The 14,805-nt window shown below is 60.7% G+C and carries 14 protein-coding genes; all 14 read right to left on the bottom strand.

Features of this window, described 5'->3' with window-relative positions; translation table 11 throughout:
• The 14 genes from LGN19_RS29405 to LGN19_RS29340 all read right to left on the bottom strand — a co-directional run bounded on the left by LGN19_RS29405 (window position 1) and on the right by LGN19_RS29340 (window position 14,695).
• Complete coding sequence (locus LGN19_RS29405; RefSeq protein WP_226218639.1) at window positions 1–543, bottom strand: aromatic-ring-hydroxylating dioxygenase subunit beta; 543 nt, start codon at window positions 541–543, stop codon at window positions 1–3.
• A gap of 10 nt (window positions 544–553) precedes the next feature.
• Entirely contained in the window at window positions 554–1,858 is a 1,305-nt protein-coding gene (locus LGN19_RS29400; protein WP_122950344.1) for an aromatic ring-hydroxylating oxygenase subunit alpha, read from the bottom strand.
• Between the two features lie 32 nt (window positions 1,859–1,890).
• The gene (locus LGN19_RS29395) at window positions 1,891–3,099 is read right to left on the bottom strand and encodes an NAD(P)/FAD-dependent oxidoreductase (protein WP_122950343.1); all 1,209 of its coding nucleotides are present in this window, start codon (window positions 3,097–3,099) and stop codon (window positions 1,891–1,893) included.
• A gap of 233 nt (window positions 3,100–3,332) precedes the next feature.
• The gene (locus tag LGN19_RS29390; RefSeq protein WP_226218637.1) at window positions 3,333–3,614 is read right to left on the bottom strand and encodes a cytochrome C oxidase subunit IV family protein; all 282 of its coding nucleotides are present in this window, start codon (window positions 3,612–3,614) and stop codon (window positions 3,333–3,335) included.
• Complete coding sequence (locus tag LGN19_RS29385; RefSeq protein WP_226218635.1) at window positions 3,614–4,234, bottom strand: cytochrome c oxidase subunit 3; 621 nt, start codon at window positions 4,232–4,234, stop codon at window positions 3,614–3,616. Before LGN19_RS29385 ends, LGN19_RS29390 begins: the two co-directional genes overlap by 1 nt.
• Before the next feature lie 22 nt (window positions 4,235–4,256).
• Complete coding sequence (locus LGN19_RS29380; RefSeq protein ID WP_226218633.1) at window positions 4,257–5,045, bottom strand: hypothetical protein; 789 nt, start codon at window positions 5,043–5,045, stop codon at window positions 4,257–4,259.
• 87 nt (window positions 5,046–5,132) lie between these two features.
• Window positions 5,133–6,449 carry a protoporphyrinogen/coproporphyrinogen oxidase gene (locus tag LGN19_RS29375; RefSeq protein WP_175221970.1) on the bottom strand — a complete coding sequence of 439 codons (1,317 nt, stop codon included), beginning with the start codon at window positions 6,447–6,449 and terminating at the stop codon, window positions 5,133–5,135.
• Window positions 6,450–6,491: 42 nt separating this feature from the next.
• Window positions 6,492–7,847, bottom strand: a complete 1,356-nt coding sequence (locus LGN19_RS29370; protein ID WP_226218631.1) for a phytoene desaturase family protein — start codon at window positions 7,845–7,847, stop codon at window positions 6,492–6,494.
• 32 nt (window positions 7,848–7,879) lie between these two features.
• A complete protein-coding gene (locus LGN19_RS29365) occupies window positions 7,880–9,262 on the bottom strand; it encodes an OmpP1/FadL family transporter (protein WP_226218629.1) in 1,383 nt (460 codons plus the stop codon).
• Window positions 9,263–9,402: 140 nt separating this feature from the next.
• Complete coding sequence (locus LGN19_RS29360) at window positions 9,403–10,452, bottom strand: 2Fe-2S iron-sulfur cluster-binding protein (protein ID WP_226218627.1); 1,050 nt, start codon at window positions 10,450–10,452, stop codon at window positions 9,403–9,405.
• A complete protein-coding gene (gene styC / locus LGN19_RS29355) occupies window positions 10,452–10,988 on the bottom strand; it encodes a styrene-oxide isomerase StyC (protein WP_164462912.1) in 537 nt (178 codons plus the stop codon). The genes LGN19_RS29360 and styC overlap by 1 nt, the downstream gene beginning before the upstream one ends.
• A 103-nt stretch (window positions 10,989–11,091) precedes the next feature.
• On the bottom strand, window positions 11,092–12,144 hold the full coding sequence (locus LGN19_RS29350) for an alkane 1-monooxygenase (protein WP_226218626.1): 1,053 nt from the start codon (window positions 12,142–12,144) through the stop codon (window positions 11,092–11,094).
• A gap of 50 nt (window positions 12,145–12,194) precedes the next feature.
• Complete coding sequence (locus tag LGN19_RS29345; RefSeq protein ID WP_226218624.1) at window positions 12,195–13,625, bottom strand: aldehyde dehydrogenase family protein; 1,431 nt, start codon at window positions 13,623–13,625, stop codon at window positions 12,195–12,197.
• Window positions 13,626–13,726: 101 nt separating this feature from the next.
• Window positions 13,727–14,695 (bottom strand): SDR family NAD(P)-dependent oxidoreductase, encoded by a 969-nt coding sequence (locus LGN19_RS29340; protein WP_226218623.1) that lies wholly within the window; start codon window positions 14,693–14,695, stop codon window positions 13,727–13,729.
• Between the last annotated feature and the right edge of the window lie 110 nt (window positions 14,696–14,805).

The following is a 14,805-nucleotide window of genomic DNA, read 5'->3' as shown; positions in this document are numbered from 1 at the left end:
TCAGAGAATGATGCTCACCCGCCCGTGCGGGCGCAGCGCTTCGAGATCCAGGAAACAGCGCTTTTCCGCGATCCGCAACTGTCCGTCGACACGCCGCAGGCGATAGTGCGTGCTCCCGACATACGCATCGTTGCTGCCGAACTTGATCCGGTAGGTCACGAAAGCCGCCGCGACCTTGATCTCGTCCGGGCCGGCGTCGAGGATGCGGACGTTGCTGACCAGATGCCGGGTGCGCGATCGCGGATATTCGGAGTGTGCGGTTTTCTTCATCAGCCGGATCACCCGCTCGCGCAGCCGCACCGGGTCATCGGCGATGTAGAACAGGCTGTCGTCCGCACTTGCAGTGCGCGGCAGATCGGTCGACGGCACGTAGTAGGTGCCGTCGTCCGTGAACAGCGACAACCAGTCGTGGAGCTGCCACGTATCGAGCAGCTCTGCCTCGTGAAACAGCAGGTCCTCGATTTCGACTCTCGTCACGTATTCCGCGAAGTCGCGGGACGACGGGATACGCACCGGTTCCTTTTCGATCGTGATGGCATTCATGTGCGTATCCTCAAGCTGCGGTTTGCGCCGAGCGTTGATCGGCATTCGGCTTCGACGAGGACGAAGCGCTGATGTACTGGTTCCAGCGCGTCCAGAACGCGCGCATCTGCAACTCGTCGTCGTAGTTGGGCGACGCCTTGCCCATTCCCTTGGAGATATCGCTCCACGGAACGAGACGATAGTTGTTGAATCCGTTCTGGCACGACTCCAGCGCTTCGACGTCGTCCGGCGTGGCAAACCCGCCCGGCCCGAGGAACTCGAGGAAGTTGCTGAGCCGGAATTTCTTCGCCCAGTCGGATTCTTCGTTGGGCGCGAGTGACCAGCCGTTGACCAGCATGTAGTTCGGCGCCTGCGGATAGAACGTCCGCACCGTGATCGCCATGATGTCGTTGATGACGAGATTCGGGAAGATCAGCAGGTTGCGGTTCTTGTGCGCCATACGCTCGGCCATTTCCTCACCGTGCAGTTCGACGAGGCGCGCATAGATTCCGTCGATCTCCTTCTTGCCATCCTCACCCCACAGCGGCACCCACGACGCAATCGGACGTCCCCACGGCGCGGTGTACTCGAGTACCGCGTGACCGTTGCCGAGGTCATAGCTCGTCCCTTCGAGCTTCGTGCTCGACAGGCTACCGTTGGTGTTCTTCAGATAGTCGAGGTAGGTCGCATGCGTACTGACGGCGTGATAACCGTCCACGCTGTTTTCCACCAGCAGCTTCCAGTTCGCACGAATCGCATACTCCTGTGTGCCGCTGGAAATCGCCATGCCGCTCTCCGAATACTTCGACACCAGGTCTAGGTATTCCTTCGCCCCCGCCAGATAGTCGGGCAGCGGTTCCACGTCCGCGTTGAAACTGACAAAACAGAAGCCGGCGTAGATATCGAACTTCGGCACGGGAACGAGGTTGCCTGCGCCGCTCGCGATGAAGTCCGCGCAATATCGCTCCTTGCCCGGCTGGCTCTTCAGGTTGCCGTCGCAACCAAACACCCAGCCGTGGTAGAAGCACTGGAAGTTCTTCGAGTTGCCGGAACGATCTCGACAGACCGTCGCACCCCGGTGCGGGCACGTGTTGAAGAACGCGTTGATGCTGTTGTCCGTGCCCATGGTCACCAGCAGATTGCGACGCGCGATCGTACGGGTGACGAAGTCGCCGGGCTTTTTGAACTCCGATACGTGCCCGACATAGAGCCAGCACGTGTCGAAGATCTTCTCGTATTCGTCGAACAGAATCTGCTCGCTGACAAACGTCTCCCGGGCCACCCGGAACTGGAGATTCTGCTCGTCGATCGCCATCCACTTCGTCTCACTCGTCATGTTCTTGTCCTCTCGATTTGGATCGTGCGCGCTCAAAGCACGCAATTGCGTAACGGGATGCCCGAATCGGCGAGGTGCCGCGGGTCCACTCGATTTCCCTGTTTCACCCAGCGGCGTGCGACCGCCATGTCCTTGGGCGAATTGACGGACGAGCAGCCGGTGACGTGACCGCCTTCGTCCAGCCAGAAAATACTGAAGGCGTCTCCGCTTTCGTCGCCCCGGATGACTCGCGTCCCGCACGTCGCATTCCCGACAACCTGAAGGTTTGTCCGCCCCTGGTCGGACCAGAACCACACCGGCGATTCGTAACGCACGGACTCGCCCAGAAGATTCCTGACCACGTTCAGCGCATGATCCCGAGCGTTGGCCCACGTCTCGATCCGCCCAAACGCGCTGCCTGCCGGCTGCGACGCGATATCCCCCGCCGCGAAGATGCCGTCGATGGCGGTCTGACCGTATGCATCCACCCGCACGCCCGCGGCATCCGTAATGCCAAGGTCGTCGAAACCGCCAACGTTCGGCGTGACGCCGATCCCGACCACCAGGACGCGCGCAGCGACCGAGCTGCCGTCAGACAATGTCAGACGGCCATCCTCGAATGGTCCCGTCACCTGTACCCCGTAGCGGACATCCACACCTTCGCGTGCATGTACCCTGTCGAGGTAACGGGACACCACGTCGTCCACACTTCTCGACATCAGCCGATCCGCGCTCTCTATCACCGTCACCTGGCATCCCAGCGCGCGCGCCGCCGCGGCAACTTCCAGCCCGATGACGCCGCCGCCCACGATCGCGATGGGCTCGCCGCCTTCCAGGTCCACCCGCAGCTTGCGGGCATCTTCGACCGTACGCAGATAGCGCACCCGCGCGGGGTCGGCGACCGTCGCCGGCAACTGCCGAGGATTCACGCCCGTCGCGATGACCAACCGGTCGAACGTGATCGCGCCCCCGTCGTCCAGCAAGACCTGACGCAGGCTCGCGTCGGTCCGGACGACCTTGCGACCGAGGCTGAGCTGAATCCCATGCCGTTCGAATTCGGCACGCGCCTTGATCAACCGCAGTTCGGCCGACGCTGGCCGCAGCATTTCCTTCGACAGTTGCGGCCGCTCGTAAGGAAGGTGCGACTCCTCTCCAATCAACGCGATCTCGCCGTCGAAACCACCCTCGCGCAGACCAAATGCAACCGTCGCTCCGGCCTGACCTGCTCCAGCGATCACAATCCTCTTGATCCTTTCGTTCATCACGATCCCGTCTGAATGCGTCCGTCTTCCTCAACCCACAACATACAAACAGACGATCCCGTCTGTTTTTTCGCAATTGTTGTGCGGCAGCGTGTTTGTGTCAACTCGGGATGGCCATATTTCGCTGCTGCGATGCAGCAGCACGACTGCCCCGCTCAAGCGCGCCCTCTCCCGGTCGACCTGCCCAGGCGAGTCGACGAACAAGGGTCAAGCCCGCCCGGTAAAAGCGAAAGTCAAGCGCCGCTGCCGGCCCAGATCGCGACAATCGCGCCACACACGCCCCACATCCAGGCCTCGAATGCGATACGCCACGGCAGCGGTGCCGCCTTGATCTCCATAAAGTGCAACAGCACTGCGCGCCCCTTGATCGCCGCGATGAACATGATGGCCACAACCGCCGTCAATCCGTTGGCAGAACCATGGTGCTCTGCAAGAAAACCACTGCAAAGCGTCGCCACCATCAAAAACAACCACACGAAGAACGCCCGGGCCGAAGTCGTATGAGCCTGCTCCATCATTGCGCTCCTACCAGATAAAGCATCGGGAAAATAACGATCCAGAGCAGGTCGACCATATGCCAGTACAGTGCGCCTGCCTCGATCCACTCAAACAACGGCCCGTCATGCACCGGCTCGCGGGCAGCCCTGAACCAGAGCGTCGCAAGAATGATCATTCCGGCGACGAAGTGGATGAAATGCGCACCTGTCAGCACGAAATAGAACATGAAGAAATCGTTGGTCAGCATACTGATGCCGTGGGAAAACTTGTCGAAGTATTCAGTCAGCTTCGTCACCCCAAAACCGGCACCAACCAACATGGCCAGCAGCAACCAACGCCTGACCTGATCCACCTGCGCGCGCCGTGCGGCGTTGACCGCAAATGCCACGAACATGCCGCTCGTCATCAAGATCAACGTATTGAGCAGACCGAGCCCGATATTCAAACTGCGGGACGAGACGTCAAACACCCCGAGCTGACCGCGCCTCTCGGTCATGAACGCCACGAAGAACGCGCCGAATATCGCAATATCGGCGATGATGAAGAACAGGATGCCGGGCACCGACACGGGCCGGGCACCTTGTCGCGGGGCTTCGACCGCTGCGTCTGCCGAAGCCGGGGAGCCAAGACTAGTCATATCGACCCACCGTTCAATGAGGTCATGCGTTCGACAGACGCGCACCGACCGATTGGCGCGCGACGTTTCCTGCCAGCTTCAATCGATCCGCGCGCTCCTGCTCGAGCCGCGGCACTGCCTTGAAAACATAAAACGTGATCAGCAGGATGTACCCGAACCACACGAGGAACTCGACCCAGAAATTCAACCATCCCTGTCGAGCAAACAGTCCCGTCTTGAACACCGGCATCATCAACTCGAAGAGAAAGCTCAGGCCAGCCCAGATCGAATACCAGCAGGCCCATCGAGGAAACAGCGGCTTCGCACGCCGGTCCGTCAGGCCGGCCATTCCGATCGCGACCATCGGAATGGTGGTGATCGCATAGAACATGTCGATCAACAGCCAGCCCATGTCGTAGAGCATCTGCAGCGTGACCGGCGACAGTACGTCAGGACGATACGCCCCCGTCAACCAGAAGACAGACGATGTCACCAGGGGCACAACCGTCAGGCCGCCGCCCCACATCTGCAAGGTCGAAAGGACATCGTTTTCCTCCGGATTGAGCCATTTCATCACGTTGGTGATCGACAAGGTCCACGGCAAATACAGCACGCCGAAGAGCATCGCGCCGGCCATGCCGGCACGCACTTCGTTGTAGTGATGCCGGAAGAAATCAGCCATCTGTTCCGGTGTTCGATCGGCCGGGATGGGCGGAATGTTGTACCCGAGCATGCCCCAGCACAGCAGGAAGGCAGCCAGAAAAATCGGCCCGCACAGTGCACAAAGCCGCCAGTACCGGAAATATGCGCGATTGCTCATCGTTGAATCCATCATCTCTCTCCTTCGTGCTGGTTGTGTGTCTTTAACAAGAAAGTAGTGCCAATCACCTGTCTTGAACTCGTCGACTCGCCAATGCGCTTATGCTCGCCCCATCAGGCGGTTCGCAGCCAGCTCACCGCTCAATACGGCCGCTTCAACGCCCGCATGGGCGAAATAATCTCCCGCCAGATAGATGCCCTTCGGCATTTCACCGTGCAGCGAGTTCAGCATTGCATAGTGTCCGGGGCCGGCGATCGAAAGACCGCGCTTGTAGCGGAACAGGTGAACGAATGTCGGTTCCGGAGCCGCACCGAAAACTTCCGTTACCGCGGTCACCGCCTCGCGCTTGATGTCGTCATCCGTCATGTGTTCCAGCGGCGGCGTGTAGAAGTAGACACCCACTGCCTCGCCGCCAGGCGGAACCGCATTCGGATGTCGTTTGCTCTGCAGGACGCAGGCGCCCCAGTTTCGAAGGTCGTTGGCAGGCAACGCAACGCTCACCGGGAAGTTCGGCCACGGATTATTCGCGTAGCAGACTTGAACGTGTGCGTATTCGGAATACAGGCATTTTCTGAGTTTCCCGGTCGCCTGTTCCGATACCACGCCCTCGAGCAGATCGGCCGATACGCCGGGCTCCGACGCAAGAATGACCGCATCGACGGTGTAAAGCTCGTTGTTCGACGCGATCGTGTAGTTCCGATCGTTCTTGTAGATCCCCCTCACCGGGCTTGACAGACGGAGATCGACGCCCGAAGCCCCTTCAATGAGCCAGTCGCAAATCTGCCCCACGCCTTTGGGCGGAACTTGCAGCGAGAGTTTGTAAAACTGCTGGATGATGGCCTGATACAGCGGCGTCGACAGCCAATTCATCGGCACCGCATACAGGAATCCCATATACGGAACCGTAATGTAGTGATGCCCCTTCTTCCCGAGAACACGCAAGGACCAGTTCTCCAGGTGCTCGCCGTTGTCATGCTTGGCCAGCTCCGCACCGTCAAAGCAGGATTTCGGCCCCGGAGAAAGCAGTTGTTTCAGGACACCCAGACCGATCCGGAGCTTGTCGAGCGTACTGAAGACGGGCAGCTTCAGGAAACTCAGCACCTGATCGAAATCCACGGTGTAGCGCTGCCTGTCCCAATCAACGACATGCGTCTTGGCGTCCCATGCGACCAATTCGCCGTGACGGCCCAGCTCCTTGAGGATCGCATTCGTTCGCGGATAGATTCCCCCCATGAGGAACAAGGCGCCGGAGCCGAGATTGAATCCGTCGCGATGAACCTGGCTCGTTCGCCCGCCGACATGATCCTGGCTCTCGAACAACACGGTCTCATGCCCATGCTTTCGCAATGTATATGCGGCGGTACATCCGGCCGGGCCGGCACCAATGACTGCAACCTTCACAATTGTTCCTCCCATTCGCTACGACGCCCCGAATTCATCGAAACGGAGTCGCCGGGCTTACATTCGAACCGCTTCATGTTCTCCGCTCGCGCTCACATTCAAACGTGACGCCTGCAAGGACAACGGAAAGCGCACCTGGATATCCTCGACCACCCTTCTCGCGACTTCCGCGCAAGCAGCCGTCCCCCCCGATCCCCATGGCTTGACGCCATCCCCCACGTTCCAGAGATTGCCCACCGGCGTCTGACTGGGCAGGTCGTAGCCGGTAACGGCGCGCTGCGCGGGCCATTCATGCGCGGTGACGTCAACGGCGACGATCCTGGCGTTGTCGAAACCGGGAAAATGCTCGCGAAGATCATCAAGCAGCAGTGCCGTTTCCTTCTCCACGTCGAACTGTCCGCAAGGTGGTCGAGGTACCGATGCACCGCAATACAGGTGCCATCCAGGCGGTGCGCGCTTGAGCTCCGGTGCGCTGAAATTCGCCGCATACACCATGCGCCTTGTCTTTGCGAACAACGCCAGCCCCGGAAAATGTGCAAGCGGTTGCCGGCTGGCGAAGTGGACCGTAATGATTGCAGCGGGATGAGTCGCATCGCGAACCGATTGCACGTAGCCGCGGGGAAACTGCGCCTCTTCTGCCAGCAGCGCTGTCTGCAGCGGGCCGATATTGCTGACGACGACGTTGCAGGGAACCGTCGTCGATCGTCCGCCCCTCTCGATCACGACGGCGTTGACCAGGCCCGTGCCAGAGAATTCGAGTGCCTTCACGGAAGCATCGAGCCAGACCTCGCCCCCCTTCGACGCAATCAGATCGACCAACGGCTTCCACACCTCGATCGTTCCGCCTGGCGGCAGTCCGAACTTCCTGAATGCGGTGTCCTTTGTGAAGTAGTGCAGAAAGACGTCCGCCTGGAATATCGTGCTGTTCGCCGCAAACATCGCGCCTACCGCGTTATCGATCAGGCCATGAACAGCCGGGCTGCGGGTAAACCGGTTCAACCATTCGGAAAGCGACTGCCCCTTCTTCGGAGCAAGCCACGGGATGAGGCCCGTCATCGCCGCAATTGCCTTTGGCCCCGTATTCCGCAGCCACCCGCCGATGCCTTCCGACAGGTTGATGTCTTTCCCGTTCGCTCGCAGAACAGTCGATGCACGCCGGGGAATATGGAGATCGAGCGCAAGCCCCAGATCCTCGTAGGTCTTCGCAACGGCACCATCCACTTCGATGATCAGTGCGCCCGTATTGCACTGGAAGCCGTCGACTTCCCTGGTCGACGCCCGTCCCCCCACGCGATCGAGTGATTCGACAAGCAGCGTTCTATAACCCAGATGGGCGAGACGAGCAGCCGCACAGATCCCGCCCGCTCCAGCACCAATCACGACGACATCGAAACTCGGAGATTCAGCTTGCATATATCACTCATCAAATAACGTGCGACGCGACACTAGAACCGCTGCGTATAGGAACACGCGACGTGAAACATCGAATCGGTCACCGAGATCGGCACGCTGCTCCCGGTGTTCCCGCTGCTGGCCACGCGCTTGGGAAGCGAATAGCCCAGCGCAAAATCGATCGTCCCGCCTCGATTGAACGTATAGGCACCGCCCGCCGTGATGCTCGTGGTCGGCGTCGAAGGAATGATGGCAAGCAATCCGGAACCCGGCGCCGCCTCCTGCGCATAGTGGAAGCCGCCACGGAAAGTCCAGTTCTGGTTGTATCGGTATTGCGCGCCAATGGAGAACACGTTGGTGTCCCTGTAGTTCAGCGGGAGCGACAAGGAAATGCCCTTGCCTGATCCATCCTGGGCGAACGCGACTTGCAAACTGCTCATGACATCGCGCCAGAACACGCGCTGATAGTCCGCCGCGACCGTGAGCCGATCCGACAGGTCTTGGCTGATACCGACCGTGAACGAAGCAGGCAACTGAAAATCGACGATGCGTACCGTACCGCCGATCGGAATATTGCCGGCGGAAGCACTGACGGCGGTAACCTGCGCACTCCCGGTCAAGTCGCTGACGTGCGTCTTGAATTGGTATGCGAGCCCCAGCCTTGTCCTTGGCGTAGCCTGATAGGTCAACCCGAGCTTGCCGCTCACTCCCCAGCCATCGGCCGCGCCGCCGGCGATCTTGCCGTTGCTGAATTGCAGTTGAGCGCCTGAAAGACCCGGAACGCTCATCAACGACGACAACAATCCTCCCGAGAGTCTTCCCTGGGCCCCAAGCACGCCGAGTTGTGAAGCATCGAACAACAAGCCCATGTTCGCCGCGATCAGGACAGCCTCCACTGCCCCGCCGACGGTCAGCTTGTCGGTCACTTGATACGCCATTGAAAAGGGGATTTTCAATGCCATGAGACGGGAAAAATTATCCAGCCCCGTGTCTACGCCATTTGTCGTCGTTCGAGAAAGAAAGCTGCCCGTGCCATATTCGGTCCCGACACCAGACGACGCAAACACCCCAATGCCCAGTGCATAACGTCGATATCGCCACAGGTAGGCCAGCTCGGGCGCATAGTAGGGCCCGTTGTTCCTGCCTCGCGTATGGGAGTCTGCGATCTCCCCGGTCGCTTCATTTTTTGCCTTGACGTTAGCCGAGATCACCCCGGCACCGAGCTCGCCGTAGCTTCCCTCGCTCATGAGCCCAAGGGTGGCCGGATTCACCATCATGCCGGGCAGACCGACATTGCTGGCCGCGGCCACGCCACCCATCGCGAGCGAACTGGCGCCGATGGCACTAATATTGAATGCGTCCTGAGCCCATACGGTCCCGCTCGAACATTGGGCGATCAGACATCCTGCCGCCAAGGCAGCACGTGCTCCCGTCATGCTTTGTCTCCGATCTTTTATATCTCTTGTCTCACCGCGCGGCGTGATCGCTGCGCTCAACCGCATTTCATTTCAATCACTTGCCATTTGATACGGATTCCATAACGTATTGAATTTACTTATGCCGTGCAGACAGGCATTCAACGCGTCCCGCTATCGGTGAACTTGTCGTAGAACACCTTGTCGACCGGAATGCCATATCGGCCGAGCGCGGGAATCGCCGCGTCGATCATGAGCGGCGGGCCACAAAGGTAACCCTCGGCCCCGCTGCAGAACCCTGCTTCGATGTGGTCGGTGACCAGCCCTCGTGCGCCGCGCCAGTCGCTGTCGATCGGTTCGTGCGACAGTACCGGAATGAACCGGAAGCCGCCTTGCCAGTGCGCGGCGATGTGCTCGATAGCGTCCAGCTGGTACAGATCCGCCTGCGTCCGCGCGCCGAACAAAAGCGTGCAGTCACGCCTGATGCGGTTTCCCCTCGCATGTTCAAGCACGCTCATCAACGGTGCCAGGCCACTGCCGCCGGCAACGCACACCATCGGAGCCTCACCGCCCCGCAAATGGAAATTGCCCAAAGGGCCTTCCATTTCCAGCGATGTCCCGTCCAGTTGTCCGCTGAACAGCGCCTCGGTGAACTCGCCGCCCGGAACCTTGCGGATATAGAACTCCAGTGTCGTCCTGCCTTTGCGTTGCGGCGCATTCGCGAAAGAGTAGGATCGCGCCCTGCCTCCGCCCGCCTTGCGCAGATTCGCGTACTGGCCCGCCGCATAGTTGATCGCACGATCCGTCTGCACCGTGACCTTCAGGATGTCGTGCGTGAGCGGCTCGCTTGCGACGATGGTCGCGGCATATTTTTCCGCCGGTTGCAGATCGACCGCAGCCGGTTCGATCTCCACGACAGTGAGTTCGTCGCGCGGAAACGCCTGGCACGCCAGAATGTATCCCGCGTCGAGCTCCTGCTTGGACAGCGTGTAGCCGAACGGCGTCGCCTCTCGAACCCGCCCCTGCTTCAGGCGAGTCTTGCAGGACGCGCATGTGCCAACCGTGCAATCGTGCGGGTAGGCGATGCCTTGGGCCAGCGCAGCCTCCAGCAGCGTCTGTCCTTGCCCGATCTCGATCGTCACGTCCTGGGGCAGAATCCGCAATTGCCTGGGCTTCGATTTGCCAAATGCCGCTTTCAGAAAGTCTCGCATCAAACACCACTGATCTTTTGGGTCGCCGGCCACACCGGGCGTCGAAACGACAGTCCGACCAGGATGAGCACAACGACGATGGAAATGATGGCGAATACCAAACCGGGAACCAGTCCGATGAAGGACGCGAGATTCGCGTCTCCCAGCCGGTTATTGCCGAAGGTAAGCGCACGGTTGGGCGCGAACAGCGCGGCCCCGTAGAAGAGCGTGTTCGCCCAGCCCGTCCCGACCATGAGCCATCCGAGACGGCGCCCGAGCCGCGGCTCGACGCCGAGCACGGGCAGCGTCAGCGCCACCAGAACGATCAGAAAGGCGTTCAGCAATTGACCGATGTGGAATCGAACCCACGCGTCGCTGCCTCCTGGCAGGTGAACCGACACGAGCCGGCCCGGCCACGTTTCCAGCCCGCCGATCAGGCTCACCAGCAACCCGATCCCGGCCAGCATGCCGATCAACAGAATCAGCATGCCGTGCCCGATCATTTGCCGCTGCAGGTCTCTCGTCTGGCTCTGCACAAGATGGGGAGTCGTCGTCACAGGTAGTCTCCGTTCAGTACGCGCTCAGCTGCCGGCCCATGCCGTCGTGGTGGGCTTGCCCGGCTTGGTCGGCGGCTCGTCAAACCAGTCCTCCCACCCAACGCTACGGTTCTGCTCCATCGCGATGGCGACGCTCTGCCGGTGACGCAAATTCGTTATCCCAACGACGCAGCGCCGGCTTGATGATTCGGCTGTACCACAACGGGGGAATGAACCCCGAAAGGAAGCAGACGATGATGCTCGGCATGAGGATCGCCTGCCTGTCCGGGACCAGCTTGTAGTACGGGAGGTAGGAATTCAGGTGGTGCTCGGCGTGATTGGTGATTTCGAACGCGTACAACCGGGAAAGCGTGCCGTAGTGATTCCACACGTGCCGCTTCTCGATGGGGGTACCGACGACCCGGGTCTGACCGAAGTGCTGGTAATAGTTGAATGCCTCCACCCAGAAACGCGCGATCACCATGGCGATGAAACACAGGCCTGCTGCCCTGACGCCGCCGATTGCATGGATGATGCCGACGAACACCACGACAGCAAGGATCGCGCGCCACAAGGAGTGACGGATCGACCAGCGCGAGTAGCCGCGCTTCTCGAGCGTGTCGGCATCAAGCTTGAGCTCGAGACGGGTCGACTCCCACATCGACCGGACGACGAAACGGTATAGGGTCGCTCCGCGACGCGCGGTGTCGACGTCCTCTGCGGTACCCACATCACGGTGATGGCCGACCACGTGCACTTCCATGCGCATGCAGTCGAGAAACGCGATCTGCCCGTAGCGCCCGACGAAACGGGCGAGACGCCCGCGCGAGTGGTAGAGTTCGTGCGTCGCCGGTACGCCCGGCACGACCGACAGCCAGGCCAGACCTGCGACACCGCCCGCCATCTGCAGGGCAGTCAGCGCGTGATGCCCGACCGACCATGCAAAGACGAAGTACATGACGGGTAACAGAAGCGTCGCAATCCAGACCGGCAGATAGGCCCAGAAGTGACTCTTCATCCTGCGCTCCGCCAGGTCGAGCGGCAGCAGCGCGTCAAGTATCGCGATGGCCGGAAACGCGCCGATCGCAATCCACGTGAAGTCGCCTCCCCGATAAAAACCCCAGATCGCCAACACCTGCACGAACGGTGCAAAGTAGTACTTAATGTATTCCCACATGATCGGTCTCCTCAACCGCCCAAACACAGTGCCCGGAAATCGGTTATCGACTAGTCGTCCAGCAACGCGCAAACCGTCTTCGTTTCGGTATACGCAGCCAGCCCCTCTTCCGATACTTCACGCCCCCAGCCGGACTGCTTGAACCCGCCGAACGGCGCGGCCGGGTCGATGACGCCGTGACAGTTGATCCATACCGAACCCGCCTGCAGCCGGTGCGCCACGCGATGTGCCTTCTTGATGTCACGCGTCCAGATGTTCGCCGCCAGCCCATACGCCGTATCGTTCGCGAGGCGAATCGCCTCCGCCTCGTCCTTGAAGCGGATGACGCTGACAACCGGCCCGAAGATCTCCTCCTGCACGATCTTCATCGATTGATTCGCATCAGCAAACACGGTCGGCTGCACGAAGTAGCCCTTGTCGCCCACCTTCTGGCCGCCGCACACGAGGCTCGCGCCTTGTTCGATGCCGGACTGAACGTAACCCAGCACGCGCTCCTGCTGCTTGCGCGACACCAGCGGGCCGAGCATCGTGTCGGCTGCCTGGCCGTTGCCGACCTTGAACTGCGATGCGACCGCGGCGATCGCCTCGACCACGCGATCGTAGACGCTGTCCTGCACGAACAGCCGGCTCGCGGCAAAGCAGATCTGGCCTGAGTTGAAGAACACCGCGAGCGCGGCGCCAAGCGCGACCTGATCCAGGTCCGCATCGTCGAAGACGATGCTCGGCGATTTTCCGCCGAGTTCCAGCGTCACGCGCTTCATGTTTCCGAGCGAATACTCGACGATCTTCTTGCCCACCGCCGTCGACCCGGTGAAGGTGATCTTGTCGACGTCCGGGTGACGCGCCAGTGCCTCGCCAGCCTCATGGCCATAACCGTTGACGATGTTCAGCGCGCCTTCGGGCAATCCCGCTTCGAGGCACAACTCGGCCAGCCGAAGCGTGCTGAGCGGCGTCAGCTCGGTGGGCTTCAGAACCATCGTGCAACCCGCGGCCAACGCCGATGCAATCTTCCAGGCTCCCAGCGCAAGCGGGTAATTCCATGGCGTGATCGCACCGACCACCCCGACCGGCTCCCGACGCGTATACGTGTGGTATTCCTTTCCGTCGAACGAGATCGGCGGCGTCGAACCACTCAGCTTCGAGCACCATCCGCCCATGTAACGAAACACGTCAACCGTCGACGGAAGATCGATGACCTTCGCGAACGAGATCGCCTTGCCGGTGTCCACCGACTCCAGCCAGACCAGCTCGTCGGCATGTTCCTCGATCTTGCGAGCGATGTTTTCCAGAATCCGGCCGCGGTCGATCGGACGGATCTTGCGCCACGCGGCAGACTCGAATGTGGCTCGCGCAACCTTCACGGCCGCGTCGATGTCCTCCTGTTGGCCGCGAGGCACTTCCGCGATGATCTCTTCGGTCGCGGGGTTCTCGACGGTGATCGACTGGCCGGAAAGCGCATCCTTCCACTGGCCACCAATCAAGTTCTTGTTCCTGAGACGGGTCGGGTCCGCAACGTGCGGCACATTTGCATTCATGGCGTTAGCTCTGCGATGGATTGCTGTAGTGAACCTCCGAGAAACGATCAGAGACTCATGAAAATGCCGCCGTCCACGACGACGTTCTGGCCATTGATGTAAGACGCTTCGTCGCTGGCAAGCCAGAGCGCCGCGCCGGCGATGTCGTCAGGCTGCTGCGGGCGCTCGATCGTTCGCATCTGCGAAGCCACCCCTTCGAATTGCTCATGCTGGCCGGCGTTGGCGATCGCGTTCGCCGAATGGGTGTAGCCGGGCGAGATCGAGTTGACCAGGATCCGGCTCTTCGTCGCCGCGAATTCGCGTGCCATCGCACGGGTCATTGCCGCGACGGCCCCCTTGCTCGACACGTAATGCAGCATGAACGGAACGCCGACATGCGCGATGACCGAAGCGATATTGATGATCCGGCCGCCGCCGCCTTCGCGCATCGCCGCCGCTACCGCGCTCGTGCACAGCCACGGGCCCTTGACGTTCACCGCATAGAGTCGATCCCAGTCCTCGACCGGGATCGACTCCATCGGAATGCCGTTGAGTCCGGTGAAGATGCCGGCGTTGTTGACCAGCACGTCGATTTTCCCGAACTGCTCCACTGCCGCGGCTGCCATCTGCCGGACGCTGTCCGGATCGGCCACATTCGCTTGAACACCGAGCGCAACGCCCGGGCCGAATTCGGCGGCGGCCGCTTCCGCCCCCTTCACGTCGGCGATCACGATCTTCGCGCCTTCAGCGGCATACTTCTTCGCGATCGCGTTGCCGATACCGGTGGCCGCACCCGTTACGATTGCCACCTTGCCTTCAAGTCTCATCGTCTCGCTCCAGTTTGATTCAATAAAACAGACAGACTGAGCTGTCTTTTTTGTGCCAGATAGTGCCGCTTCAAGATGTCCCGGGATTCGGAGAACGGGGATGTGCCGACTCCCAACCCATCCGCAACCGCCGGGAGGATTCGATGGTTCGTACGATCGATATCCACCGTTTCGTTGCAGAACGATTAAAGCCTTGTCTTCGATCGACATCCCCATCCCAAAGGACGGGTATGGACCTAGGAAAAACCCGGGGCCCTGAAGTCGTGACGCGCGGTCAGAATCTGACCAGCGGCGCACAAGCGGCAGATATCACCCGCGGT

Source organism: Burkholderia sp. AU30198 (assembly GCF_020419825.1).
Taxonomy (GTDB): Bacteria; Pseudomonadota; Gammaproteobacteria; order Burkholderiales; family Burkholderiaceae; genus Burkholderia.
Note: the sequence above shows the minus strand (reverse complement) of the source record. Positions and strands in the feature narration are given on the sequence as shown.